Origin of the sequence: Inquilinus ginsengisoli (assembly GCF_031453975.1) — a bacterium.
GTDB lineage: Bacteria > Pseudomonadota > Alphaproteobacteria > DSM-16000 > Inquilinaceae > Inquilinus > Inquilinus ginsengisoli_A.
This window is the reverse complement of sequence record NZ_JAVDPW010000009.1, coordinates 107,629-130,461: the sequence shown is the minus strand read 5'-3', so window position 1 is coordinate 130,461 and position 22,833 is coordinate 107,629. Positions and strand designations below refer to the sequence as shown.

The following is a 22,833-nucleotide window of genomic DNA, read 5'->3' as shown; positions in this document are numbered from 1 at the left end:
CCCATGATCGTCGTCACCGGGGCCGCCGGCTATCTCGGATCGCGCATCGCCACCTCGCTGCTCGGCGCCGGGCCGGTGGCCGGGATCGACCGGATGGAGGCGCCGACCGTCACCCACCGCGCCGACATCCTGGACCGCGCCACCCTGGCCCAGGCCTTTCGCGGCGCCCGGGTGGTGATCCACACCGCGGGCCTCAACGGCGGCCCCGGCGCGCCGGCCTCGGTCGACCAGATGCGCCAAACCAATGTCGGCGGCACCGAGGCGGTGGTCGCGGCGGCGCGCGCGGCCGGGGTGCGGCGGCTGGTGCTGACCAGCACCACGGCGCTGTACGGCGCCGCGATACGATCCGCCACGGCGGCGGTCTGGGTGACCGAGGCGCTGCCGGTGGCGCCGGAGACCCTCTATGAGGAGACCAAGCGCGATGCCGAGGCGCTGGTCCTGGCCGCAGCGGCTGAGTTCCCGGATGGCTGCGTGGTCCTGCGCTGCGGCCGCTTCTTCCCGGCGGCGGCGAACGAGACGGTCAACGACCGGCTGTACCGCGGCGTCGACATGCGGGATGTCGCCAGCGCCCACATCCTGGCGGCGGAGCGGCCGATCCCCGGCAGCCCGATCCTGAACATCGCCGCGGCCAGCGCCTTCACGCCGGAGGATTGCCCAGGCCTGCGCCAGGACCCGCTGCCGGCCCTGCGCCGCCGCCATCCCTTCGTCGAAGGGGCCTACCGCCAGCTCGGCTGGCGGCTGCCGGCGGCGATCGACCGGGTGATCGCGATCGACGCGGCGCGAAAGATCCTGGGATACGCCCCGCAGTACAATTTCCGGGAGGCGCTAGCGGAACAGCTGTGGCTGGAGGCCTGGCCCCAGCGGCCCAGGGGCGGCTGAGGCCCCCGCCGGCCCGCGCCTGAGGGCGGCGGATTCGGCCTTTCATCGCCAAACGTGGCCGTGTTATCCAGTTGCCAAATTAAGGACAAAAAGAACATAGACACATGACGTATTGTGATGCTGCTCGTTGGTGCCCGGAATGAACATCGGCATTTTCACGGAACTGTATCCGCCGAGCATTGGCGGACAGGAAATTCGCTTTGCCGAGCTTGCGCAGGTGTTTCGGGAACGGGGCCACAATGTCTCGGTCTATTGCATCTCGCACAAACGGATTCTGCCGGCGCGCGAAATTGCCGACGGTATTGAGGTGCATCGGTTCCCGGTCGACGAGCACTACCAGAGGCCGCAGTCCCGGCTGCTGCCGCGCAATCCGATTACCATCCTGAGATATGCCTGGTGGGTCCGCGGCGTGCTGAAGGCGCGCAGCTTCGACCTGACCCTGTTCAACCAATGGCCGCTGGCGCACATCGCCTTCGCGCCGCGCCGTGCCCGCAAGACCGCCATCCTCGACTGGTGCGAGGTGCGCAACGCCGGGTTCTACCGCTTCCTGCAGCGCACGCTGCCGCGCCTGAGCGGGCAGAACATGGGCGTCGGCCTGGCGGTGTGCGAGCAGATCGGCGCCGCGTCCGGACGGCCGGTCTTCTACATCCCGAGCGGCATCCGCCGGACGGCCTATCGCAGCCAGCCGGCGGATGACCGCCGCGGCATCCTCTATCTCGGCCGCGTCACCGAGCACAAGAACTTGTCCCTGCTGATCGACGCCTTCGCCCGGCTGGACACCGCCGGGGATGACGGCCGCGGCAAAGCCGGTCTGGATGAGCTGGTGATCGCCGGCGACGGGCCGGAGCTTCCGGCCGTGCGCGCGCATGCCGCCGCCTCGCCCGCCGCCGCCCGCATCCGCATCCTCGGGTCGGTCACCGAGCGGCAGAAGATCGACCTCTTGTCCTCGGCCCGGCTGCTGGCGATCCCGAGCCGGCGCGAGGGCTTCCCGCGCATCGTCGCCGAGGCGATGGCCAGCGGCCTGCCGACGGTGACCGCCAGCTTCGCCGAGAACGGCACCAGCGCCATCGTCGACCACTATGCCTGCGGCGTGGTCACGGCACCGGATGTCGACGCCTTCGCCCGCGGCCTGGTCGCGGCTTCGGCAGGATGGGACGACTTCTCACGGCAGGGCCTGTCCCGCGCCGACGAACTGGATTGGCAGGCCCTCGCGCAGCAGCTCGAAGGCCGGGCCGGCACCGACATCTCCAAACCAAAGGTTCAGGACTCATGCGCATTCTGATCACCGGCGCCGCGGGCTTCATCGGCAGCCAGATCACCCGACGCCTGGCGCGCGACGGCCACGAGATCCTGGCGATCGACAACCTGTCCTTCGGCCGCGAAAGCTCCCTGCCGGCCGAGGCGACGCTCAAGCGCCTCGACCTCGGCACCTGCGCCGGCCCGGAGCTGATCGAGACGGTGGAACGGTTCCAGCCGGACGGGGCGATCCATTTCGCCGCCATCCACTTCATCCCCTACTGCATGAGCCATCCGGACGAGACCTTCGCCACCAATGTCCGGGGCACGGAGCTCGTCCTCCGCGCCCTCGAGCGGACGCCGGCGCGCAAGATCGTCTTCGCCTCGACCATGGATGTCTACGCGCCGCTCGACGTGGTGCATCGCGAGGCCGACCAGCCCAGCCCGGTCAACGCCTACGGCCTGTCGAAGCTGCTGGGCGAACACCTGCTGGCCTATGCCACGCGCACCAACGACAAGCTGTCCGCCGTCGCCCTGCGCTTCGCCAACGCCTTCGGCCCCGGCGAGACCAACCCCCACCTGATCCCCGACGCCCTGGACCGCATGCGCGACCGGTCGCAGCCCGAGATCAAGATGGGCTATCTCGGCGCCACCCGCGACTTCATCCACGTCTCCGACATCGCCGATGCCGCGATCGCCGCCCTGTTCAAGGACACCGGACGATTCGAGGCGTTCAACGTCGCCTCGTCGATCCCGACGCCGGTGCGTCACGTGGTCGAGACCATCAAGCGCTTCGCCGGCGACCCGCGGCCGATCATCGAAGACCAGAAGCAGTTCCGGAAGTTCGACCGGCCGTCGCTGTCGGCCGACACGACCAAGATCCGTGCCGCCCTGGACTGGGCGCCGAAGTTCACGCTCGAAGAAGGCCTGGCCGATCTGGTAAAACAGACGCTGGGAACCGAAGCCCGGCAGCCCACCCCCATCGCGTGACCGACATGCCCGGCCAGGGACGCCATCGGCGGCAACGCCGCGCCAACGAAGGACATCTCGTCCCATGAAGCCGGGCCGTCTCGCCTATATCGACTCGATGCGCGGCATCGCGGCCCTGCTGGTCGTGTGGATGCACAACTTCCAGCCGATCGCGACCGGCGCGCTGCGCGACCTGATCTACGATGTCGTCGACCCGGGCAAGGTCGGCGTCATCGTCTTCTTCGCGATCAGCGGCTTCGTGATTCCCTACAGCTTCCCGCGCGGCCCCGCCCCGATCGCGCGCTTCACCGTCTCGCGCATCCTGCGCCTGTACCCGGCCTACTGGCTGTCGATGGTGGCCTGGATCGCCCTGATGGCGATCGCCGGCGAGGCCCTGCCATCCGCCCGCACCATCCTCGCCAATGTGACGATGGCGCAGACCGCCCTCGGGCAGCCCAACATCATCGGCATCTACTGGACCCTGTTCATCGAGCTGCTGTTCTACGTCTCATGCGCGGTCGCCTTCGCGCTCGGGCTGCTCTATTCCGCCCGGTTCGTCTTCGCCGCCAGTATCGGCTTCCTGGTGATCGCACTGCTGTTGGCCGTCGCCCGCTTCTACCTGGAGCGGAAGGCCCCGGTCGCGGTGCCGCTGTCGCTGTCGATCATGTTCTGGGGCACGCTGTGGCGCGAGGCGACGCTGAACCAGTCGGCCCAGCATCGGCGCTACGCATATTGGATGCTCGCCCTCTACCTCGTGGCGATGCCGCCCATCAGCCTCCTGGCCTACGACATCGACCTCGGCCTCGAGGAGTACTGGGTGCGGTACATGCTGTCGTACTACATCGCCCTGGCCCTGTTCATGCTGCTGTCCACCCGGATCCGCATGGAGGGCCGCACCGCGGTCTGGCTGGGGCGGATCAGCTATTCGCTCTACCTGTTCCACAACCATGCGAAGAAGGCCATCGACCTGGTCGCCGATGCCTTCGCCCCGGGGCTGAACGCCCTGGCGAGGATCGCGCTGGCCGTCGCGCTGTCGCTGGTGCTGGCCCACGCCATCTTCCATGTGCTGGAAAAGCCGGCGATCGAGCTGGGCAAGCGGATCAACCGGGCCATCGCCGACCGGGCGCCGCGGGGTGCCGCGCCCGTCTCGCTGGACCCCTGAGAGGAGGCGCGGCTTCCCGGAAGCCGCCGCGATGCTTGGAGCATGATTGTTTCGGGTGGAATCGGGCCGGCGCGCTCGGCCGAAGAACGACAGGATGCCAAGCGTCTTCTGCGTGGCCTCTCTCGCCTGGCGGGACCTTTTCAGAAATCCTCGATTCGTCATCCGCGCGAAAGCGGGGATCTCGTAGACCGTTGATCTGCAAGAGATTCCCGCTTTCGCGGGAATGACGGCGGAAGGGTGGAAGGCCGTTCTGAAAAGGTCCCGCCTAGCGGGAGAGGCAACGCCAAGTGCAAGCCCTTCTAGCGTGACCTGACCTGAAATCAGCCGGCGCTAGCCCGTATTTCCCACACTCCCTGCGTCCCGCGCCGGTTCAAAATGCCGACGGGCAGGAGAGCGGCGCAGTGCGATGCGGTGGCATCCAACCAGCCGTTCGACGCACCCAACCGATACGCTTTTCGCGTCCCGCCCCCCATCCGTCTCGCCACAAGGCGACGCATGAGGCAGGGAAAGTGGGGAATACGGGCTCAGGCCCGGCGCTTGCGCTCGCGGCGGTAGGCGATGCCCATCCCGACGAAAAGGCCGATCACCGCCGAGAGCGCGAGGATGCGGCCCTTCTTCGGCGAGCTCGGCTCCGACAGGATCTCCGGCTGCTCCAGCGCCTCTGCGGCGAAGGGCAGGTTCGGCTGGATCAGCATCAGGATCTTTTCCTGATCGAGGATCAGGCTGATCAGGGTCTGCCGGTAGTCGTTGACGGTGACGCTGGTCAGCCGCCGCTGCAGATATTCGAGCTTGCTCTGGGTCTGCTGGTAGATCGACTGCTTGATCTGGTCGTCGCTGTACTGGTACAGCGAGTTCAGCGCCTGCTTCGCCACCTCGGCGTCCTGGGCGTCGATGGACAGGGTCATGATCGGCGAATCCCGGTCCTGTTCCTGCGCCAAGGCCTTGCGCAGGAATTCGGCGACGACCTGCGCGCTGGTGTCCACCGAGGTCTCGAGACCGAGGGCCGCCTTGATCGGGGTGGTGAACGACGTGCTCTCCCAGATCTTCTTGTCGTCGTTCCAGCGCAGATCCATCAGGTTTTCGACGAGGCCGGGATGCGTCTTCAGCGCCGTGGCGGTGCCGACCGCGGTCAATTGCTTGGTGAAGCGGTCGAAATAGGTGACCTGCTCGCTGCCGGTCAGGCTGCCCAGGGAATTGGCGATCACCGATCCCCCGGCATTGCGGAGGAGATCCGAGAGCTGCTGCGACGCCTCGGTCGGCATGATGACCAGCCGCGAGGTGTAGCGGACAGGCGAGATCATGACGAAGCCGACACCCAGGGCGATGGCGATCACCACCACCAGCGCCACCAGCCAACGGCGCGCCCAGCCCGCCGCAACCAGGTCCTGCGCGAAGTTCGCGTCGGTCCTGTTGCGCGGGGCGGCGTCCGCGATCTCATGGTCCATGCCGAGAGGGCTTTGGGTCGTGACGTTCATGCCACACTCGCATTCGGTTGTTCGCGCGCATCCAGGGCATGGAGCAGCGTCATGAAGCCATCGGTCAAGGCGGCGATGTTGCCCTCGGCCATGGTGGCCGGATCGCTCCTCAGGTCACCGGCGCGGCCGGGGAAGGATTGGGCCTGAACCCAGGCCAGGAAGCTGACCGGATCGATCCGGCCCCTGGTGTCGTTCCGCTCCATCAGGCGGTCGAAATCCGCACGGCTCAGCGACGGAAGATCGATGGTGCCCGGCGTCATCACCGGGTCGAAGAACATCGGCGCGAAGGTCGCCGATTTGCGGCCGAGCAGGCCGGCCTCGAAGCACACGGTGCCGGATGGCGACAATACCAGCTGCGACGCTTCCATCAGCTGGAAGGTGTCGGCATAGGGGTCGATCAGGCGCACCGCCGGAATCTGCCGCAGCTCGTCGTAGAACTGCGGGGGGCGGAAGCCGATCGCGTTCGAATGCTCCTTGGCGTAGATCTCCCAGCCATGCGGGATCACCCGCGACAGGGCCCGGATGTTGTCGAGCTGGTCGGCCTTGCGCGGCGCCATGACATCGATCGACGATTCCGGCTGCATGTGCAGCGTCACCAGCACGAAGGGCCGCTCGCCCACCACCAGGTCGCGCTCGAAGGGCTTCTGCCAGCGGGTGCGATAGGTGTTGACGATCCGCTTGAGGCGCCACTTGGCACGGCGGGTGAAGGGCGGCAGGGTCTCGTCCCCGGCGCTGACCTTGGAGGACAGCTGCAGCGCGATCTCGCCCAGCCAGTGCCGGCGGAAGAACTGGATCTTGTTGTTGATATGGAAATAGTACGGCCGGTAGGAGCGGCCCTTCAGCTGCTCGAGGATGCCCTCGGCCGCCTCGCGATCCGCCCGGTCCGGCTTGCGGAACTCGAACAGCTCGACGTTGTTGTGGCCGATGAAGAAGCCGAACCGGTCGGCCGGGACGCGCACGGTGAACGGGGCGAGATACAGCCGCCCCAGGGCCTTGCACAGCAGTGCGGTCGCCACTTCGAAGGCCCAGGTCTGCTCGCCGAAGGCCGCCCGGATGTCATGGGCTTCGAGGAAGCGGGAGATCTCACGCGCGATCACGGCCAGGTAGGCCTTGGCATAGGGCTGGTAGCGCAGCTCCCGGTCCATCATGATCACTTCGTTGGCGCCGACCCCGCCCGCCTCCAGCAGCGTCAGTGACGGATCGGCCGGATCGGACGCCCGGCCCTGCTTCCATTCATCCTTGAAGTCGGCGAGGCACAGAATCCTGTCGGCAGGCGTGCCTATCCCGATCAGGGTGTCGGCCCAGCGCCGGCTGGATGCGATCCAGAAGACCCGGGTCCCGTTCTTTTCGAGACCGCGCGCGATCTTCTCGAACAGCAGGGTCCGGTAATTGTTCGCTAAAAGACATACGTTCATTATACCGCGCCATCGGTCGTGGGCACGCCCCGGCGACCATCGGTCGAACCCCGAGCGATCGTCGATGGACAACCCAGTAGCGGCTGGCGACGGCGGTGACAAGATGCGAACCGCACGGGCGCGGTCAGCAAGACACCGTCATGAAACCGCCAGAATTGAAGGAAGCCGCCGCGGACCTGGTCAGGAATCGGTGCGAGAAACCCAGGGAATGCGGGCGACGCCGATCCCTTCCTCTTCCAACTCACGGGCCTCGGTCTCGGTCGCTTCGCCATAGATATCGCGATGCGCCGCTTCCTCGTAATGAATCTTGCGCGCTTCATCGGCGAAGCGATCGCCGACATACTCGCAGTTCTCTTCGATCTTCTGGCGCAGGGCCTCGAGCTCGCGGCGCGCATCGGCCATGGTGGTGTGGGTGCGACGCGCATTGCCGTCACCGCCGGACCGCTTGGCGATCGCCGGCGCCATCAGCGCCTTCTCCACCGCGGCGCTGCCGCAGACCGGGCAATTGACCTCGCCGGCCGCCACCTGCGCATCGTAGGTGCCGCTGTTCCGGAACCAGGCCTCGAAGCCGTGGCCGGCCTCGCATCGCAACTCGTACAATATCATTCGCGTTCCATGCTCCATAATTGTCATACGATGCTCCACCGCCAGCCGCAAAGAAAATGACGCTCCCAGCCCCGCCGCTGCTGCATATCCCCCTCGTTTCTCCCTGGGTCGCCCGCTTCGCCCCGCTGGTGCCGAGGACCGCGCCGGTGCTGGACCTGGCCTGCGGCGGCGGCCGCCACCTGCGCCATTTCCGGGCCCGCGGCCATGCCGTGACCGGCGTCGACATCGACCTGCAGGGCGTCGGCGACCTCGCCGGCACCGAGGGCATCGAGATCGTCGCCGCCGACATCGAGGCCGGGCCCTGGCCCTTTGCCGGGCGGCGCTTCGCCGGCATCGTCGTCACCAACTACCTGCACCGGCCGCTGCTGCCGGTGCTGGCCGACGCGCTGGCGCCGGGCGGGGTGCTGATCTACGAGACCTTCGCCCAGGGTCACCAGCGCTTCGGCCGGCCGGCGACGCCGGCGCATCTGCTGCAGGCCGGCGAGCTGCTGGAGGCGGTGCGCGGCCGGCTGCAGGTGGTGGCCTATGAGCATGGCGAGGTGGCATCGCCGCGGGCCGGGGTGGTGCAGCGGCTGTGCGCCGTCGCCGATCTCGCGCCGGTCGCGGCGCTGGCCGGGTCGCCCGAACCGCATCCTGTGCCTGCGCCCTGAGCGCTCCTCCGCGATGCCGAGACCGTCTAGGATCGTCGCGGATGTGTGAAACGTCGGGCTTTTCCGATCGAGAGGAGACAGGGCGTGGCCGTAGGAACGATCGTCTGGGGCGTCTTGGGCGCCGCCAAGATCAACGACAAGGTCGTGCCGCCGCTGACCCGGGCGCCGCATTGCCGGGTCAAGGCCATCGCGTCGCGATCGGCCGGAAAATCCGCCGCCGCCGCCGCGAAATACGGGCTTCCGGTCGCCTATGACAGTTATGAGGCGCTGCTGGCCGACCCCGAGATCGACGCGGTCTACATCCCGCTGCCGAACCATTTGCATGTCGAATGGACGATCAAGGCGGTCGAGGCCGGCAAGCATGTGCTGTGCGAGAAGCCGATCGGGCTGAACGCCGACGAGGCGAAGCAGCTGATCGCGGCGCGGGACAAGAGCGGCCGCCGCATCCAGGAAGCCTTCATGGTGCGCACCCACCCGCAATGGCTGCGGGTGCGGGAGCTGGTCCAGGACGGCACGATCGGTGAGCTGCGCGCCATCACCGGCGCCTTCACCTACCGCAACATCGACCCCAACAACATCCGCAACAAGGCGGATATCGGCGGCGGCGGACTGCTGGACATCGGCTGCTACCCGATCACCACCGCGCGCTTCGTCACCGGGCGCGAGCCGCGCCGCGTGGTGTCGCTGCTGGACCGCGACCCGGTGTTCAAGGTCGACCGGCTGGGCAGCGCGCTCTTGGATTTCGACGGCATCCAGGCCAGCTTCGTCTATTCCACCCAGCTTCCCGGCTACCAGCGCATGCACTTCCTGGGCACCAAGGGCCGGATCGAGGTCGAGATCCCGTTCAACGCCCCCAACGACCGGCCCTGCCGGCTGCTGGTCGATGACGGGTCGAGCCTGTTCGGCGAGGGCATCAAGCCGGTCGAGATCCCGGTCTGCGACCAGTACGGCCTGGCGGCCACCGCCTTCGCCGAGGCGATCCTGAACAAGAGCGAGCAGCCGGTGCCGCTGGAGAACACCCTGGCCAACATGCGGGTGATCGACGCCGTCTTCCGCTCCGCCACCTCGGGGCGGTGGGAGACGCCGTGAGCGACGCCCCGTCGGTCATTCAGACCACCGCCATCACCCGTGAGACGTTGAAGGACGGCGTGCTGCAGCGCATGGTCGCGGCCGGCGACCCGACGGCCAAGCTGCTGTCCTTCGAGGCGCTGGCGGACTCACGCCGGGCGATGCTGGACGCCGAAGGGGCGACCGGCGACGTCTGGGTCTTCGCCTATGGCTCGCTGATCTGGAATCCGGCCTTCCATTTCGTCGAGCGCCGGACCGGCCTGATCCATGGCTGGCACCGCCGCTTCTGCCTGTGGACGGCGCTGGGCCGCGGCACGCCGGATCGGCCGGGGCTGGTGCTGGGCCTCGACCGCGGCGGCACCTGCCGCGGCGTGGCCTTCCGCATCGCCGCCGACGCTGTGCATGAGGAGCTGGACCTGATCTGGCGGCGCGAGATGGTCACCGCTTCCTACACCCCGCGCTGGGTGACGGCCGCCACCGAGGATGGGCCGGTGCGGGCCATCACCTTCACCATCAACCGCACCCAGCCGCGCTACGCCGGCCGGCTGTCGGAAGACGAGACGGCCCGGGTGCTGGCCGGCGCCTGCGGCCAGCTCGGCAGCTGCGCCGAGTACTTCCGCTCCACCTTCGAGCATCTGGCCGAACTCGGCATCCGCGACCACGGGCTGGAGGCGCTGGCCCGGCGCATCGCGGCGATCGGCGCGTAGGCGGCTTCACGCCTCGCCGCAACCGAGGTCGCGGCCGGCTGGCCGCGGACAGCCGGTTTGGCTAGCATCGCCCGACGATTGAGCACGGAGGATGCCGTGGCGATCCTGATCAACGGCCTGTGGGCGGCCTGGCTCGTCTACTGGTTCCTTGCCGCCTTCGGCACCAAGCCGACGGCCCGCCGGGAATCCGCGGCCTCGCGCCTGTCCCACATCCTGCCGCTGGCCCTGGCCGTCGCGCTGCTCGTCCAGCCGGCCATGGCCGGCCCGGTGCTGGCGCTGCCGATCCTGCCGCGCATGGCCGGCTTCGACATCATCGGCGCCGTGCTGGTGGCGCTCGGCCTCGGCTTCGCCGTCTGGGCGCGGCTGCGCCTGGCCGGCAACTGGAGCGGCACGGTCACCGTGAAACAAGGGCACGAGCTGGTCCGCAGCGGTCCCTACGCCCTGGTCCGCCACCCGATCTACACCGGCATGCTGCTGGCCGCGGCCGGTTCCGCCATCGCCATCGACCGTTGGGCCGGGCTGGTGGCGCTGGCGCTGATGGCCATCGCCTTCATCCGCAAGACCGCGATCGAGGAGCGGTTCATGGCCGAGGCCTTCGGCCCGGCCTATGCCGCCTACAGCCGCGCCACCGCCCGGCTGGTGCCGTATCTGTGGTGATCCGGCCGCCCGCAGCCCCCGAAAGCTGCGGGCGGCCGACACCCGTCAGAAGCTGGCCTGCACCCGGTAGAGGCCGGCATAGGCGCCGCCGGAGGCCAGCAGCTCGGCATGCGTCCCCTGCTCTACGATGCCCTGGTCGCTCAGGACCAGGATGCGGTCGGCGTGGCGCACGGTGGACAGCCGGTGGGCGATCACCAGCGTCGTCCGGTCCCGCGCCAGGTCCAGCAGCGCCGCCTGCACCGCCCGCTCGCTCTCGTTGTCCAGCGCGCTGGTGGCCTCGTCGAAGATCAGCACCGCCGGGTCCTTCAGGAAGGCCCGGGCGATGGTCAGGCGCTGCTTCTGGCCCCCCGACAGCTTGACCCCGCGCTGGCCGATATCGGTGTCGTAGCCGTCCGGCAGCGCCGTGATGAAGTCATGCGCATTGGCCGCCCGGGCCGCCGCCACGATCTCCGCCTCGGTCGCGTCCGGCCTTCCATAGCGCAGATTCTCCGCCACCGTGCCGGCGAACAGGTAGACGTCCTGCTGCACCACCCCGACGGCCCGCCGCAGCGACGCCAGGGTGACGTCGCGGATGTCGGTGCCGTCGATCAGGATCCGGCCCTCGGTCGCCTCGTAGAATCGCGGGATCAGGGCGCACAGCGTGCTCTTGCCGCCGCCCGAGGCGCCGACCAGGGCGACGAACTCGCCGGGCCGGATGTCCAGCGAGAGGTTACGGAAGACATGCGGCCGGTCGTCCTCGTAGCGGAAGCCGACGTCGCGGAACGAGATCGCGCCGCGCGGCCGGGCCAGCACGGTGGCGCCGGGCCGGTCCTGGATGTCCGGCTCGATCTCCAGGATCTCCATCATCCTGGTGAAGCCGGTGTAGCCCTCCTGCCAGAGCCGGGCGAAATTCGCCAGCCGCTTCACCGGGTCGACCAGCGCCGCGACGCAGAGCAGGAAGGTCAGCATGTCGGCGATGGCGAGCTGCCCTTCGGCGACCCGGACCGCGCCGGCCACGATGATGACCACAGTGATCAGCTGCGGGAAGGTCTCCGTCCCCATCGAGAAGAAGGCCTCGCTGCGATAGCCGGCGCGGCGGCTGTCAAGGAAGGCGGCGTTCTGCACCTCGAAGCGCCGGTTCTCGACATCCTCGTTGGCGAAGGACTGCACCACGCGGATCCCGGCGAGCGAATCCTCCACCCGCTCGTTGACCGCCGCGATGCGCTGCTTGCTGAGCTCGAGCGCCCGGTTCATGCGGCGGTTGAAGTGCAGCGCGTAGACCACCGCGAAGGGCAGCACGGCCATGATCATCAGGGCCAGCGGCAGGTCGATCCAGGCCAGGATGGCGATGGCGCCGGCGAATTTCAGCACCGCGATCGCCAGGTCCTCGGGCCCGTGGTGGTACAGCTCACCCAGCGAGAACAGGTCGTTGGTGATCCGGCTCATCAGCTGCCCGGTACGCTCGCGGTCGTAGAAGCTGAAGGACAGCTTCTGCAGGTGCCCGAACAGCTCGCGGCGCAGGGCGCTTTCCATCTTCGCGCCCATGACATGGCCCTGGTAGTCGACGAACAGGTCGGCAAGCGCCTGGAGCAGGACCACGGCGAGCATCGCCGCGCCGAGGATGTAGACCTCGTCCAGCGCCTGCGGGGCGGCATCCAGGCCGGTCAGCCGCCGGGTCACGATGTTGGCGCCGAGCGGCAGGATCAGCGCCGTGGCCGAGACGACGACGGCACAGAACAGGTCGGCCGCCAGCAGCGGGATGTGCGGGCGGTAGGCGGACAGGAACTTGCGCAGCCGCGCCCGGGCGACGGCACGCGGGACGTCGCGGTCGGTGCGGCGCGTCAGCGGAGAGGCGGGCTGGACGTCGTCGGCAGCGGTGCTGTGCGGGAGGAGAGCGAGGTCGCTAGAGGCGGCGTCTCGACGCGCCGGCGATCTCCGAATTCGGGACAACATGAATCGTCATGTCCTTGCAAGAGGCGGGAACTCCTTTCTGCTGGGACATGAACGTCGTCATCTTGCTCTCCTGGGATCGGTCAGCGCCGCAGTATGCGGGAGCGGCGGGCCTCAGGCAACCTCGCCGGCCGGCGATCCCAGCCGGCGCAGCAGGGCCAGCGCGTCGCCGGCACGGTCGCCCAGCCGCGCGAAGAACGCCGCATCCGCCGCTTCGACCGCCGGCACCGCCTGGCGCAGCAGGTCCGCCCCGGCCTCGGTCGGCGCCGGAGATTTGGCCCGTTCGTCGGTGCCAGGACGGCGGCTGACCAGGCCCCGGCGCTCGAGCCCCTTCAGCACCTGCGACACGGTGTTGGCGTCGAGCCGGATGAAGCGCGCGATCTCGACTTGGGCGACCGCCGCGCCGTCCCGCGTCAGCCAGCCGGTGACCGCCAGCACGACGAATTGCGGATGGGTGAGGTCGAGCGGCGCCAGCGCCGCCTCGACCGCCCGGCGCCAGGCGGTCGAGGCCTGCCAGAGCAGGAAGCCGGGGCTGTCCTCCGGCCCGGCATGGCGGGTGATCCCGGTCCAATCCGTGGTCATGCGCCCTGCCCCTCCCTTTCGGCCGGGACCGCCATCGCCGCGGCGATGCGCTGGAAATCCGCCTCGGGCACCGCGAAGCAGCCGCGGCGGAAGGGATAGCCCCAGCGCTGCTTGTCGGGCAGGAAGGACAGGTCCGGCACCAGCGGCGCGATCGGCGCCTCCTGCACCGGCTGCCAAGCGACGTCGCGGCGGTACGCGTGGAAGTCCGGCGTCATCTCGACCTGGTAGGGCACGCCAGGGGCGATCCGCCCGAGTGCTACGAAGGCGCGGCAGGGATCCGGCCCACCCCGTGTGTGGGTCGGCGCGTAATAGACGATCCAGTCGCCCTCGGCCATGCGCGCCAGCGGCCCGGCCTTGCCGTGGGACACCTGGGCGAAGCCGCCCGCGACGCCGCGCCGGACATGATCGCGGCTGGCCACGGCGACCCAATGCCGGGTCATGGAGCGAACGGGACCAGGACCCGCAGGCGGTGGCCGTCGGGATCGAGGGCGACGAAGGTGCGGCCGAAATCCATGTCGGTCGGCGGCTGGGCGATGGCCAGCCCCCGCCGCACCCAATCGGCATGGACGGCGTCGGCGTCCTCGGCGATGAAGGCGATCTCACCGCCACCGCCCGCGGCCTGGGCCGCCGGCTCGACCGTGTGGCGCGACCACAGGCCGAGCATCACGCCCTCGCGCAGCGGGAACATGGCGAAGGTCGGCGAGGTCTCGACCGGCTTGCGGCCCAGCAGGTCGGCATAGAACACCGCGCTGGCGGCCGGGCTGTCGACATAGAGGAGGATGAAACCGAGTTCGGGCATAGGACATCTCCATTAGTCACAACACGTATACTATGTATTGTGACCAGCCTGCAAACCGATTTCCCTGCTGCGCCGATTCAATGGAATTCGGCCGATCCTGTCCGAAATTCGATCAAATCCAATATTTCTCGGCCGCACCGAGGCCAACCGGCGATCGGACGACAACACGGCACAGGCCAATCATCCAGCGGATGCTTGGCCTTGATCATTGGCCGGAAATCTGGATGATCGGAATTGTTGCAGTTTTGCTGCCGCCTCGGAGATCTCGGCCCGGCGTCGTCTTTGGCCCGATCTCCCAAGCCGTATCCCAGCATGGGAAAGGAAGGTCGCGATGGTGTCTCCGATCGCCGAGAAGCCGCGGTATCCCTGGCTGCTGCAGCAGCCGGCCATCAAGCGCGACCAGCCGACCTTCGACCTGGCGGTGCAGCAGGCGAAATACGCCCCGGCCGATCCGCCCCAGGTGCCGCCCGTCACCGCCCCGGTGACGCCGAAGCCGGGCGACGACGCGGCCGACAACGTGTTCGGCCCGGACGAGCCGCCCGCCGGGATCGCCACCTATCATCCGCTGCATGACGGGGACAATCCCTACAACATCTACCGCCGCGCCGGCGTCGACCTGAGCCAGGACAACGACGATTCGCTGCTGCGCGCCAACTTGGCCGCGACCCCGACCCTCGACCTGCAGGCCTTCGGTAACCGCCCGGCCAACCCGCCCGAGGCGTCGCACCACCTGCAGCCGGGCGACAAGGGCGACACCATCCTGGTGCTCGATCCGACGCGGCTGGGCTTCCTGGAGCAGCAGCGCAAGGAGCTGGCCGACGCCTCGATCAAGGTGCTGGCGCCGGAGAGGGCGGCCGAGCTGAAGGGCGACCTGACGGCGACGATCGTGCAGGAGCTGCAATATGCCGGCACCCAGCAGGCGGTGCCCGATGTCGCCGCGCTGGCGGCGCCGATCGCCGCGCGGGCCCCGAACGACCCGGTGTTCAAGGACGCCGTCGCCGACGCCGAGAACCTGTATTCGCGCCAGCTGATCGGCCAGGGCCGGACCGAGGACCAGCTGGGCAAGCTGCTGCAGACCGCCAAGTCGCCGACGCCCTATGACCCCAAGGCCAAGGATTCGGACCCGACCTACAACGCCTTGCGCAAGGAGGCGGCGGCCCAGTTCATCGCCGCCGCCGACGGCCAGACCGGCAGCACGGCGCTGGGGTCGATCACCGGCCGCACCGGAGTCTACATGACCTATACCGGCGGCGACCCGCGCCTGGCCGACGCGATCAGGCAGGGCAGCCTGGACGCGCAGCAGGAGGTGCTGGTCAACCGGCCGGCCAAGGCGGTGGCCGACGCCTACAGGCAGGGCGGCGCCGATGCGGCGGCCAAGAAGCTGAACGAGGTGACCGACCCGAAGACGGCGACGCCGGCCCAGGTCATCGCGATCATGAACGACCCGACGGTGCAGTCGACCGCGCAGTCGATCGTGCACGATGTGTCCAAGTACCCCCAGGCGATGGTGATGTCGCCGGGCAGCCCGGAGGTGCAGCACGCCTCGCGGGTCATGGCCGACCTGGCCGCGGCCTGCCAGCACGCGACCTATGCCGATGGCGGCAAGAAGGGCGACGGCCGGGCCGCGGTCGACCGGATCGCCGGCTATGTCGTGGCGGAATCGAAGCAGCCGGTGCAGCGCGGCGCGCAGCAGAACGTGTTCCAGCTGCCCTTCGGCTACTACCAGACCGCGCTCGACGCGACCAGCAAGGGCGATGTGGCCCTGTCGCTGTCGATCGCCGCCCAGGCCAAGGACAGCAACCCGCTGCTGTCGCAGGGCGCGCTGTACACCGCCACGGAGGGCATCACCAAGTTCAACGGCTCGATCGAGTCGCTGAAGAATACGGCGCTGGACCACGCCAAGTTCCTCGGCGTCGCCATCCGGGACTGGGGCGGGAACAGCGACAGCGCCCAGATCGACAAATACATCCAGACGGTGCTGCAGAAGCACCCGAAGGAGACCGACCAGATCGAGAAGGACGGCCAGCAGCTTCAGGACAAGACCGAGATCGCGCAGAGCATCGCCGCCACCGTTGCCGGCTATGACGACGTGCTGAAGGGCACGCCCGGCTTCGACAGCAAGGGCGGCATCAAGAACGGCCCCGATTTCGGCAACCTGAAGCAGAACAGCGTGAAGGCCGCGGTCGCCGCCACCCCCGCCGCGGATCTGAGCGGCAGCGGCAGCCAGGTGACCCCGACCAACACGCTGTGGGTCCAGCGCTCGGTCCGCAACGTCGTCTACCAATCCACCAAGCTGGTCACCAACATCGCCCTGGCCGACCCCAAGATCGCAAGCAGCCCCGCCAAGCAGGCGCTGAAGGGCCTGGTCCTGGGCAAGGAGTTCACGGTCCAGCCCGACGGCAGCTTCAAGGGGCCCAACGGCGAGCATTTCAACGCCCGGGCGCTGGGGCGCCTGTCATCGAGCGTCAGCGGCATCATGTTCGGCGAGAACGCGGTCTTCGCCGCCGCCGGCTTCGCCCAGAGCGGCAACCTGCTGGCCGACGGGTCCTACGCCATCATGCACGGCCTGATGTCGGTGTCGCAGCTGGGCAACGCCGCCCTCGGCGACGGCTGGTTCAAGGGCCGGTTCACCCCCGGCGGCGACAACAGCCTGATCCGGCAGAGCTACAACCGGCTGGCCGGGCAGGTCGACGGGCTGTCGATGCCGGACAAGCTGAAGAACGGGCTGAAGCAGGGCGTGCTGAGCCCGATCCTGCGGGACATGGCCGATTTCGCCTATTTCGGCCTCGATACCGCCAATGCCGTGCAGTACTGGAATTCGGACCAGACGCCGGAGAAGATCCGCGGCCTGGCCTACACCTTCAGCGCGGCCGGGGATCTCGCCTTCCTGATGGGCCCCGGCGCGATGGAGGCCGGGGTCTCGGCGGGGGTCGGCGCGGGCGCCGGCACCATCCTCGGGCTCAGCGCCGCGGCCTGGACCGGGGTCGGCGCCGTGCTGATGCTGATCGCGGCCGGCATCAATTACGGCGTCGGTGCCTATGAGCATTCCCATGAGTTCGACGGGGCCGACAGCGACTGGCTGCAGGCGATGAATGTGAGGCCCGAGATCGCCGAGCAGCTGGCCAAGCACGCCACCTCGACCGACGACGACCCGCCGACGGCCGGCCCGTTCCTGACCAAGTCGTTCAAGTATCTAGGCCTGTCCGAGCAGAAGATGGTCGGCTGGCTGAACGCCCTGTCGCCGAGGGATGCCGACCGGGTCGCGACCCTGATCAAGATGCATTACGAGGAGTGGGACCAGCATCCGATCAAGGAAAGCGTCAAGGCGCTCAACGACGCCCTGTTCCAGATGGGGATCCAGCCCTTCAACCTGGTGCTGGCCGGCAACTGAACGGCTGTCAGTCCTGCAGCCTGCGCTGCCGGGCGCGCACCGGCTGGCGCGGATGCCCGGTGGCGTCGTCGGTGCGCCAGGCCTGGGACTGGAACTTGAGGAACAGCGCCGACCAGCGCCCCTGCGGGAAGGACACCAGCACGGCGCCGTCCTGGCCCAGGCCGTTGTCGCCGAGGAACCGCCCCTCCGGGCTGCCCTGGTTCATGTGGACGTCGTGCATGCCGCGGGACGGCGTGAAGCCGAAGGTGCGGTCGGTCACCGGGTCCGGGCCGAACGGCTCGCCGAAGGCGTAGAGCATGGCCCCGGGTTCGCCGATGGCGCGGGCGACGATGCTGTCGATCTTCTCGTTCAGGTCGTTGTCCGGCCCCGGCCGCGTCGCCGGCAGCGGCCGCATGTGCGAACGGTCGAACAGCGCCTGGCGGACATAGTCGAGACCCAGCCCGGGGGCGATCAGGGTGAGGCCCAGGGGCAGCGCCGCGACCTGCGCGGTCAGCACATGGTCGAAATCGGTGTCGAGAAGGTATTCGACCAGCGACGGCCAGGACGAGCCACGGACATTGATGGCGATGCGATGGTCGCGGGCGCCGTCATCGACCCGGATCTGGTAGTGGTCGGAGTCATCGGTGGCGAGGCGGCGGTCGACCGGCCGCCCCTTGAGCACGCCATAGCGTTCGATGGGCATGGGCCGGGGGCTACCCCGCGGCCGCGCGCAACGGTGGGCGCGGCGGCGCCACGCGACGGTCGTGCAGCAGGGCGGGCACGGCGCTGCGCGCCTCCGCCACCCGCGCCAGGTCGATCTCGGCGGTGACGAAGCCGACATCCTCGCCGGCATCGGCCAGGACCTCGCCCCAGGGGGCGACGATCAGCGAATGCCCGTAGGTCAGGCGGCCCTTGTCATGGGCGCCGGTCTGGGCCGGGGCGATGACGAAGCTGCCGGTCTCGATCGCCCGGGCGCGCATCAGCACATGCCAATGCGCCATGCCGGTCTTGCGGGTGAAGGCGGAGGGCACGCTGAGGATGTCCGCCCCGGCCTGGGCCAGCGCCCGGTACAGATAGGGGAAGCGCAGGTCGTAGCAGACGGTCAGGCCGAGCGTGCCGCCGCAGGGCAGCGGCGCGACCACCGCCTCGTCGCCCGGGTCGAAGATCGCGCTCTCGCGGTAGCGTTCGCTGCCGGCGAGGTCGACGTCGAACATGTGGATCTTGTCGTAGCGCGCCAGGATCTCGCCCGACGGGCCGAACAGGTAGGAGCGGTTGGCGACCTTGCCGCCCGGCAGCCTGATCCCGAGCGACCCGACCAGCAGCGTCGCCCCGGTCTCGCGCGCCAGCCCGGCAAAGCAGGGCAGGCCGGGATGCTGGGCCTCCGGCAGGGCGCGGGCCAGGATGGCGTCGCGGCCCCGGACGATGAAGTCGGTGTTCTCCGGCGTCGCGATCAGATCCGCCCCGGCATGGCGCGCCCGCCGGATCAACACCCCTGCCTGCTCCAGATTCGGCTCGATCTCGGTGCCGACATTGAGCTGGACGCAGGCGGCGGTGAAGCGGGTCATGCGGCGCCCTCGGAGCGGGACGGTCAGGCCGGCGCGGTCTCGGCGAGAAGCGGGTCGAGCCTGCCGGCGCGGTCCAGCGCCTGGAGGTCGTCATTGCCGCCGACATGGGTGGCGCCGATGAAGATCTGCGGCACGGTGTTGCGGCCGCCGGCGCGCTGGCGCATTTCCTCGCGCCGCGATGGTTCGGCCACCACATCGATCTCCTCGAAGTTCACGCCCTTCTGGGTGAGCAACTTCTTGGCCATGTAGCAGTAAGGGCAGAACGGGCTGGAGTAGACGGTAACGTCGGGCATGCGGTTCCTCCGAAGAGTCCTCCGAATATGAGGATTTTCGGCGGCGGATGCCAGTGGTTCCGCCAGCGGCGAATAGCCCCCATTCGCTGGACGCGGCCTCAAGCCCCGTTTTACCCGCCCGGCGGAGGCACGCGGGCGAGGGTGACGACGTCGATGCCGGCCGCGCCCTGGCGCCGCAGCACCCGGGCGCATTCGTCGATGGTGGCGCCGGTGGTCAGCACGTCGTCGACCAGCAGGATGCGGCGCCCATCCACCAGGGATTCACGGCCGGGCCGCACCGCGAAGGCCCCGGCGACGTTGCGGCGCCGGGCGTTGCGGTCCTGGCCGCCCTGGCTGGGCGTCGACCGGCGGCGCTGCAGCAGGTCGGGGGCGACCGCCCGGCCGGCGATGCGGCCGAGGGCCAGCGCCAGCAGCGCCGCCTGGTTGTAGCGCCGCCGCAGCAGCCGCCAGCGGTGCAGCGGCACCGGCGCGATCAGGTCGATCTCGGCCAGGAATGGTGCCGCGGCCCGGGCCAGCATGTGGCCGAAGGCCGGTGCCGCATGGGTCTGGTCGCCATGCTTGAAGGCCAGGATCAGCTTGCGGCTGGCATCGTCATACAGGACGGCGGCGCGGGCCCGGTCCCACAGCGGCGGATGGGCGAGGCAGCCGGCGCAGACCGGATCCTCCCCCGCCCCGGCCGCCGCCGCATGCTCGAAGGGCAGGCCGCAGCAGCGGCATTGCGGCGGGCCGAGAAAATCCAGCTGGGCCCAGCAGGTGGAGCACAGCGCCCCCGGCGCCGCGATCTCGGCGCCGCAGGACAGGCAGCGCAGCGGCAGCACCGCATCGAGCACCGCGGTCCCGGCCTGCCGGAGCCATGGGCGCATCGCCGCGGCTCACTTGCCCAGCGCGACGCCCTCGCGCCGCGGGTCGGCGCCGCCGACCAGGCCTGACTTGGTGATCTCGATGCCCTGCAGCCCGCTGCTCTGCTCCGTCACCGTCACGTCATGGCCGCGGGCGGCGAGCGCGTCCTTCAGCCCCGCCACCGGCGTCCCGGCCTCGAGCTCGGTGCGGCCGTTGAGGTTGACGACGTGGCCGAGGTCGATCGCCTGCTGCATGTCCAGCCCCCAGTCGAGCACGCCGACGATCGCCTCGGCGACATAGGGGATGATGCGGGCGCCGCCGGGCGACCCGATCACCAGCACCGGCTGGCCCTCGGCGTCGAGCACGATGGTCGGCGCCATCGAGCTGCGCGGCCGCTTCCCCGGCTCCACCCGGTTCGCCACCGGGCGGCCATTGGCCTCGGGCAGGAAGGAGAAGTCGGTGAGCTCGTTGTTGAGGAGGAAGCCGCGCACCATCAGATGCGAGCCGAAATTGCCCTCGATCGTGGTGGTCAGCGACACCGCGCTGCCGTCGGCGTCGACGATCGAGACCTGGCTGGTGTCCGGCGGCTCGGCAGAGGTGTCGGAGGTCCATTCCTGCGCCTTGCGCCAGGGCGGGTTGCCCGGCGCCACCGGCACCGCCGCCGCGCGGTCGAGCGAGATCGCCTGCGCCCGCGCCGTCAGGTACCCGTCGTCGATCAGCCCCGGCACCGGCACCGAGACGAAGTCGGCATCGGCGACATAGCGGTCGCGGTCGGCATAGGCCAGCTTCCCGGCCTCGGCGAACAGGTGCCAGGCATCCGCCGTGTCCGGCCCGATCGCCTTCATGTCGAAATGCTCGAGCAGGCCGAGGATCTGGCCCACGGCGATGCCGCCGGAGCTGGGCGGCCCCATGCCGCAGACCTGCCACAGGCGGTAGGCGGTGCAGAGCGGCTGGCGCTCGACCACGCGATACGCCGCCAGGTCCTCCGCCGCCAGCCGGCCGGGATTGCCCGCGGCGCCCTGCACGGCGGCGACGATGTCGGCACCGATCGGCCCCTGGTAGAAGGCCTTGCCCCCGTCGCTCAGGATCAGCCGCAGGGTCTCGGCGAAGGCCGGGTTCTTCACCACCTGCCCGGCCTGCAGCGGCTGGCCGCCGGGGAAGAAGTAGTCGCGCGCCGTCGGGTCGGCCTTCAGCCGCTCCACCGTGTCGCCGGCCAGCAGCCCGGCCAGGCGCGGCGAGACCGCGAAGCCGCCCTCGGCGAGGTCGATCGCCGGTTGGAACAGCCGCTCCAGCGGCAGCTTGCCCCAGCGGTGATGCGCCTCGAGCAGCAGCTTCAGCGTGCCGGGCGTGCCGACCGACCGGCCGCCGACCACGGCGCCGTAGAAGGGCAGCGGCTGGCCGTCCGGCCCAAGGAACATGCGGCTGTCGGCCGCCCGCGGCGCGGTCTCGCGGCCGTCGAGCGTCTTCAGGTCGCCGGTCACCCCGTCGAAATGCAGCAGCAGCGCGCCGCCGCCGATGCCGCTCGACTGCGGCTCGACCAGGTTCAGCACCAGCTGCACCGCGACCATGGCGTCGACCGCGGTGCCGTCCTCGGCCAGCACGTCGTAGCCGGCCTGGGCGGCCAGCGGGTGGGCGGTGGTGACCAGGAACTGTTTGGCGACGACGGCGGATGTGTCCGCCCATCCCGACGCGGCGGGCAGCACGCCGGCCCCGAGGACGCCGCACAGCAAAAGGGCCCTCGAGCCGGTCCAGCGCATGCTCTCTCCCCGATCCTCGCCGCGCCCGAGTATTCCACGGCCGGGCACGGCTGCCCAAGACATAGGCACGCGAAAACGCGGCGTCATGGCTCTCATGTGCTTTTCACATCCCGGATGCCGGCCTCACATCAGGTTCAGGCCGCCATCCAGCATCACGACCTCGCCGGTGACGTAGTCGGAGCGGACCAGCGAGAAGACCAGGTCGGCGACATCCTCCGGCCGGGCCGCGCGGCGCATCGGCGACCCCTCGGCCCACAGGCGCTGCGCCTCGACCCAGCTCGCGGTCATCGGCGTGTCGACCAGGCCGGGGGCGACGGCGTTGACCCGGATCGCCGGCGCCAGGGACTTCGCCAGCAGCCGGGTCATGTGGTGCAGCGCCGCCTTCGACGCGGCATAGGGGATCGAGGCGCCCTTCGGCCGGGTCCCGGCATGGGACCCGATATTGACCACCGCCGCCGGCCGGCCGCGCGCCGCTGCCTCGCGCAGCGCCCCCTCGGCCTCGGCCACCAGCAGCCAGGGGGCGATGACGTTGACCTGGTGCAGCCGGCGCCAGATTTCGGCGGTCGCGCCCTTCAGGTCGGCATGCGGCACCGTGGCGGTGATGCCGGCGCTGTTGACCAGCACGTCGAGCCGGCCGTGCCGCGCCAGCACGGCCCGGACCAGCGCGGCCGGGCCGTCATCCGTCGCCAGGTCGGCCGCGGTGTAGCTGGCGCCGAGCTCCGCCGCCAGCGCCTCGCCGGCCGCGGCGGAGGCGCGGGAATGCAGCGCCACCATATGGCCTTCCGCGGCCAGGCGCCGGGCCACCGCCGCGCCGATCCCCGAGGTCGACCCTGTCACCAGCGCCACCGGCCTGTCGCTTCCGCCCATCGCCCGT

General features: G+C 69.6%; 22 protein-coding genes. 9 read left to right on the top strand and 13 right to left on the bottom strand.

The window, feature by feature from the left end:
• The first annotated feature begins 3 nt into the window (after positions 1-3).
• The 4 genes from E9232_RS24640 (at position 4) to E9232_RS24625 (ending at position 4,246) form a co-directional block, all read left to right on the top strand.
• Positions 4-879 carry an NAD-dependent epimerase/dehydratase family protein gene (locus E9232_RS24640; RefSeq protein ID WP_309798514.1) on the top strand — a complete coding sequence of 292 codons (876 nt, stop codon included), beginning with the start codon at positions 4-6 and terminating at the stop codon, positions 877-879.
• Between the two features lie 139 nt (positions 880-1,018).
• A complete protein-coding gene (locus tag E9232_RS24635) occupies positions 1,019-2,161 on the top strand; it encodes a glycosyltransferase family 4 protein (protein WP_309798513.1) in 1,143 nt (380 codons plus the stop codon).
• Positions 2,149-3,105, top strand: a complete 957-nt coding sequence (locus tag E9232_RS24630) for an NAD-dependent epimerase/dehydratase family protein (RefSeq protein WP_309798511.1) — start codon at positions 2,149-2,151, stop codon at positions 3,103-3,105. The genes E9232_RS24635 and E9232_RS24630 overlap by 13 nt, the downstream gene beginning before the upstream one ends.
• Positions 3,106-3,169: 64 nt before the next feature.
• Positions 3,170-4,246: an acyltransferase family protein gene (locus E9232_RS24625; protein WP_309798509.1), complete on the top strand. Its 1,077-nt coding sequence runs from the start codon at positions 3,170-3,172 to the stop codon at positions 4,244-4,246.
• A gap of 524 nt (positions 4,247-4,770) precedes the next feature.
• On the opposite strand, the gene E9232_RS24620 is transcribed toward E9232_RS24625, so the two are convergent.
• The 3 genes from E9232_RS24620 to E9232_RS24610 all read right to left on the bottom strand — a co-directional run bounded on the left by E9232_RS24620 (position 4,771) and on the right by E9232_RS24610 (position 7,760).
• Complete coding sequence (locus E9232_RS24620; protein WP_309798507.1) at positions 4,771-5,721, bottom strand: Wzz/FepE/Etk N-terminal domain-containing protein; 951 nt, start codon at positions 5,719-5,721, stop codon at positions 4,771-4,773.
• Positions 5,718-7,208, bottom strand: a complete 1,491-nt coding sequence (locus tag E9232_RS24615; RefSeq protein WP_309798505.1) for a hypothetical protein — start codon at positions 7,206-7,208, stop codon at positions 5,718-5,720. Before E9232_RS24615 ends, E9232_RS24620 begins: the two co-directional genes overlap by 4 nt.
• A gap of 108 nt (positions 7,209-7,316) precedes the next feature.
• Positions 7,317-7,760: a DUF1178 family protein gene (locus E9232_RS24610; RefSeq protein ID WP_309798503.1), complete on the bottom strand. Its 444-nt coding sequence runs from the start codon at positions 7,758-7,760 to the stop codon at positions 7,317-7,319.
• Positions 7,761-7,798: 38 nt separating this feature from the next.
• Between E9232_RS24610 and E9232_RS24605 the strand changes: the two genes are divergently transcribed.
• The 4 genes from E9232_RS24605 (at position 7,799) to E9232_RS24590 (ending at position 10,824) form a co-directional block, all read left to right on the top strand.
• Positions 7,799-8,392, top strand: a complete 594-nt coding sequence (locus E9232_RS24605; protein WP_309798502.1) for a class I SAM-dependent methyltransferase — start codon at positions 7,799-7,801, stop codon at positions 8,390-8,392.
• A gap of 84 nt (positions 8,393-8,476) precedes the next feature.
• Positions 8,477-9,481: a Gfo/Idh/MocA family protein gene (locus E9232_RS24600; protein ID WP_309798500.1), complete on the top strand. Its 1,005-nt coding sequence runs from the start codon at positions 8,477-8,479 to the stop codon at positions 9,479-9,481.
• The gene (locus E9232_RS24595) at positions 9,478-10,167 is read left to right on the top strand and encodes a gamma-glutamylcyclotransferase (RefSeq protein WP_309798499.1); all 690 of its coding nucleotides are present in this window, start codon (positions 9,478-9,480) and stop codon (positions 10,165-10,167) included. Before E9232_RS24600 ends, E9232_RS24595 begins: the two co-directional genes overlap by 4 nt.
• A 96-nt stretch (positions 10,168-10,263) precedes the next feature.
• Positions 10,264-10,824, top strand: coding sequence for a methyltransferase family protein (locus tag E9232_RS24590; RefSeq protein WP_309798497.1), 561 nt, complete (start codon positions 10,264-10,266; stop codon positions 10,822-10,824).
• 45 nt (positions 10,825-10,869) lie between these two features.
• Here the strand turns inward: E9232_RS24590 and E9232_RS24585 are convergent, their stop codons facing one another.
• The 4 genes from E9232_RS24585 to E9232_RS24570 all read right to left on the bottom strand — a co-directional run bounded on the left by E9232_RS24585 (position 10,870) and on the right by E9232_RS24570 (position 14,134).
• On the bottom strand, positions 10,870-12,756 hold the full coding sequence (locus E9232_RS24585) for an ABC transporter ATP-binding protein (protein WP_309798496.1): 1,887 nt from the start codon (positions 12,754-12,756) through the stop codon (positions 10,870-10,872).
• Between the two features lie 111 nt (positions 12,757-12,867).
• Positions 12,868-13,335, bottom strand: coding sequence for a MarR family winged helix-turn-helix transcriptional regulator (locus tag E9232_RS24580; protein WP_309798494.1), 468 nt, complete (start codon positions 13,333-13,335; stop codon positions 12,868-12,870).
• Complete coding sequence (locus tag E9232_RS24575; protein ID WP_309798492.1) at positions 13,332-13,775, bottom strand: EVE domain-containing protein; 444 nt, start codon at positions 13,773-13,775, stop codon at positions 13,332-13,334. The genes E9232_RS24580 and E9232_RS24575 overlap by 4 nt, the downstream gene beginning before the upstream one ends.
• Positions 13,772-14,134 carry a VOC family protein gene (locus E9232_RS24570; protein WP_309798489.1) on the bottom strand — a complete coding sequence of 121 codons (363 nt, stop codon included), beginning with the start codon at positions 14,132-14,134 and terminating at the stop codon, positions 13,772-13,774. The genes E9232_RS24575 and E9232_RS24570 overlap by 4 nt, the downstream gene beginning before the upstream one ends.
• Before the next feature lie 331 nt (positions 14,135-14,465).
• Between E9232_RS24570 and E9232_RS24565 the strand changes: the two genes are divergently transcribed.
• On the top strand, positions 14,466-17,525 hold the full coding sequence (locus E9232_RS24565) for a hypothetical protein (protein WP_309798487.1): 3,060 nt from the start codon (positions 14,466-14,468) through the stop codon (positions 17,523-17,525).
• A 7-nt stretch (positions 17,526-17,532) separates the two neighbouring features.
• On the opposite strand, the gene E9232_RS24560 is transcribed toward E9232_RS24565, so the two are convergent.
• The 6 genes from E9232_RS24560 to E9232_RS24535 form a co-directional block, all read right to left on the bottom strand.
• Entirely contained in the window at positions 17,533-18,207 is a 675-nt protein-coding gene (locus tag E9232_RS24560) for a DUF2278 family protein (protein WP_309798485.1), read from the bottom strand.
• Positions 18,208-18,217: 10 nt separating this feature from the next.
• Entirely contained in the window at positions 18,218-19,069 is an 852-nt protein-coding gene (locus tag E9232_RS24555) for a carbon-nitrogen hydrolase family protein (protein WP_309798483.1), read from the bottom strand.
• Between the two features lie 23 nt (positions 19,070-19,092).
• On the bottom strand, positions 19,093-19,362 hold the full coding sequence (gene grxC / locus E9232_RS24550; protein ID WP_309798481.1) for a glutaredoxin 3: 270 nt from the start codon (positions 19,360-19,362) through the stop codon (positions 19,093-19,095).
• 110 nt (positions 19,363-19,472) lie between these two features.
• Positions 19,473-20,225: a ComF family protein gene (locus tag E9232_RS24545; protein ID WP_309798479.1), complete on the bottom strand. Its 753-nt coding sequence runs from the start codon at positions 20,223-20,225 to the stop codon at positions 19,473-19,475.
• 9 nt (positions 20,226-20,234) lie between these two features.
• On the bottom strand, positions 20,235-21,959 hold the full coding sequence (ggt, locus tag E9232_RS24540; protein ID WP_309798477.1) for a gamma-glutamyltransferase: 1,725 nt from the start codon (positions 21,957-21,959) through the stop codon (positions 20,235-20,237).
• A 123-nt stretch (positions 21,960-22,082) separates the two neighbouring features.
• Positions 22,083-22,826 carry an SDR family NAD(P)-dependent oxidoreductase gene (locus E9232_RS24535; RefSeq protein WP_309798475.1) on the bottom strand — a complete coding sequence of 248 codons (744 nt, stop codon included), beginning with the start codon at positions 22,824-22,826 and terminating at the stop codon, positions 22,083-22,085.
• Positions 22,827-22,833: the final 7 nt, after the last annotated feature.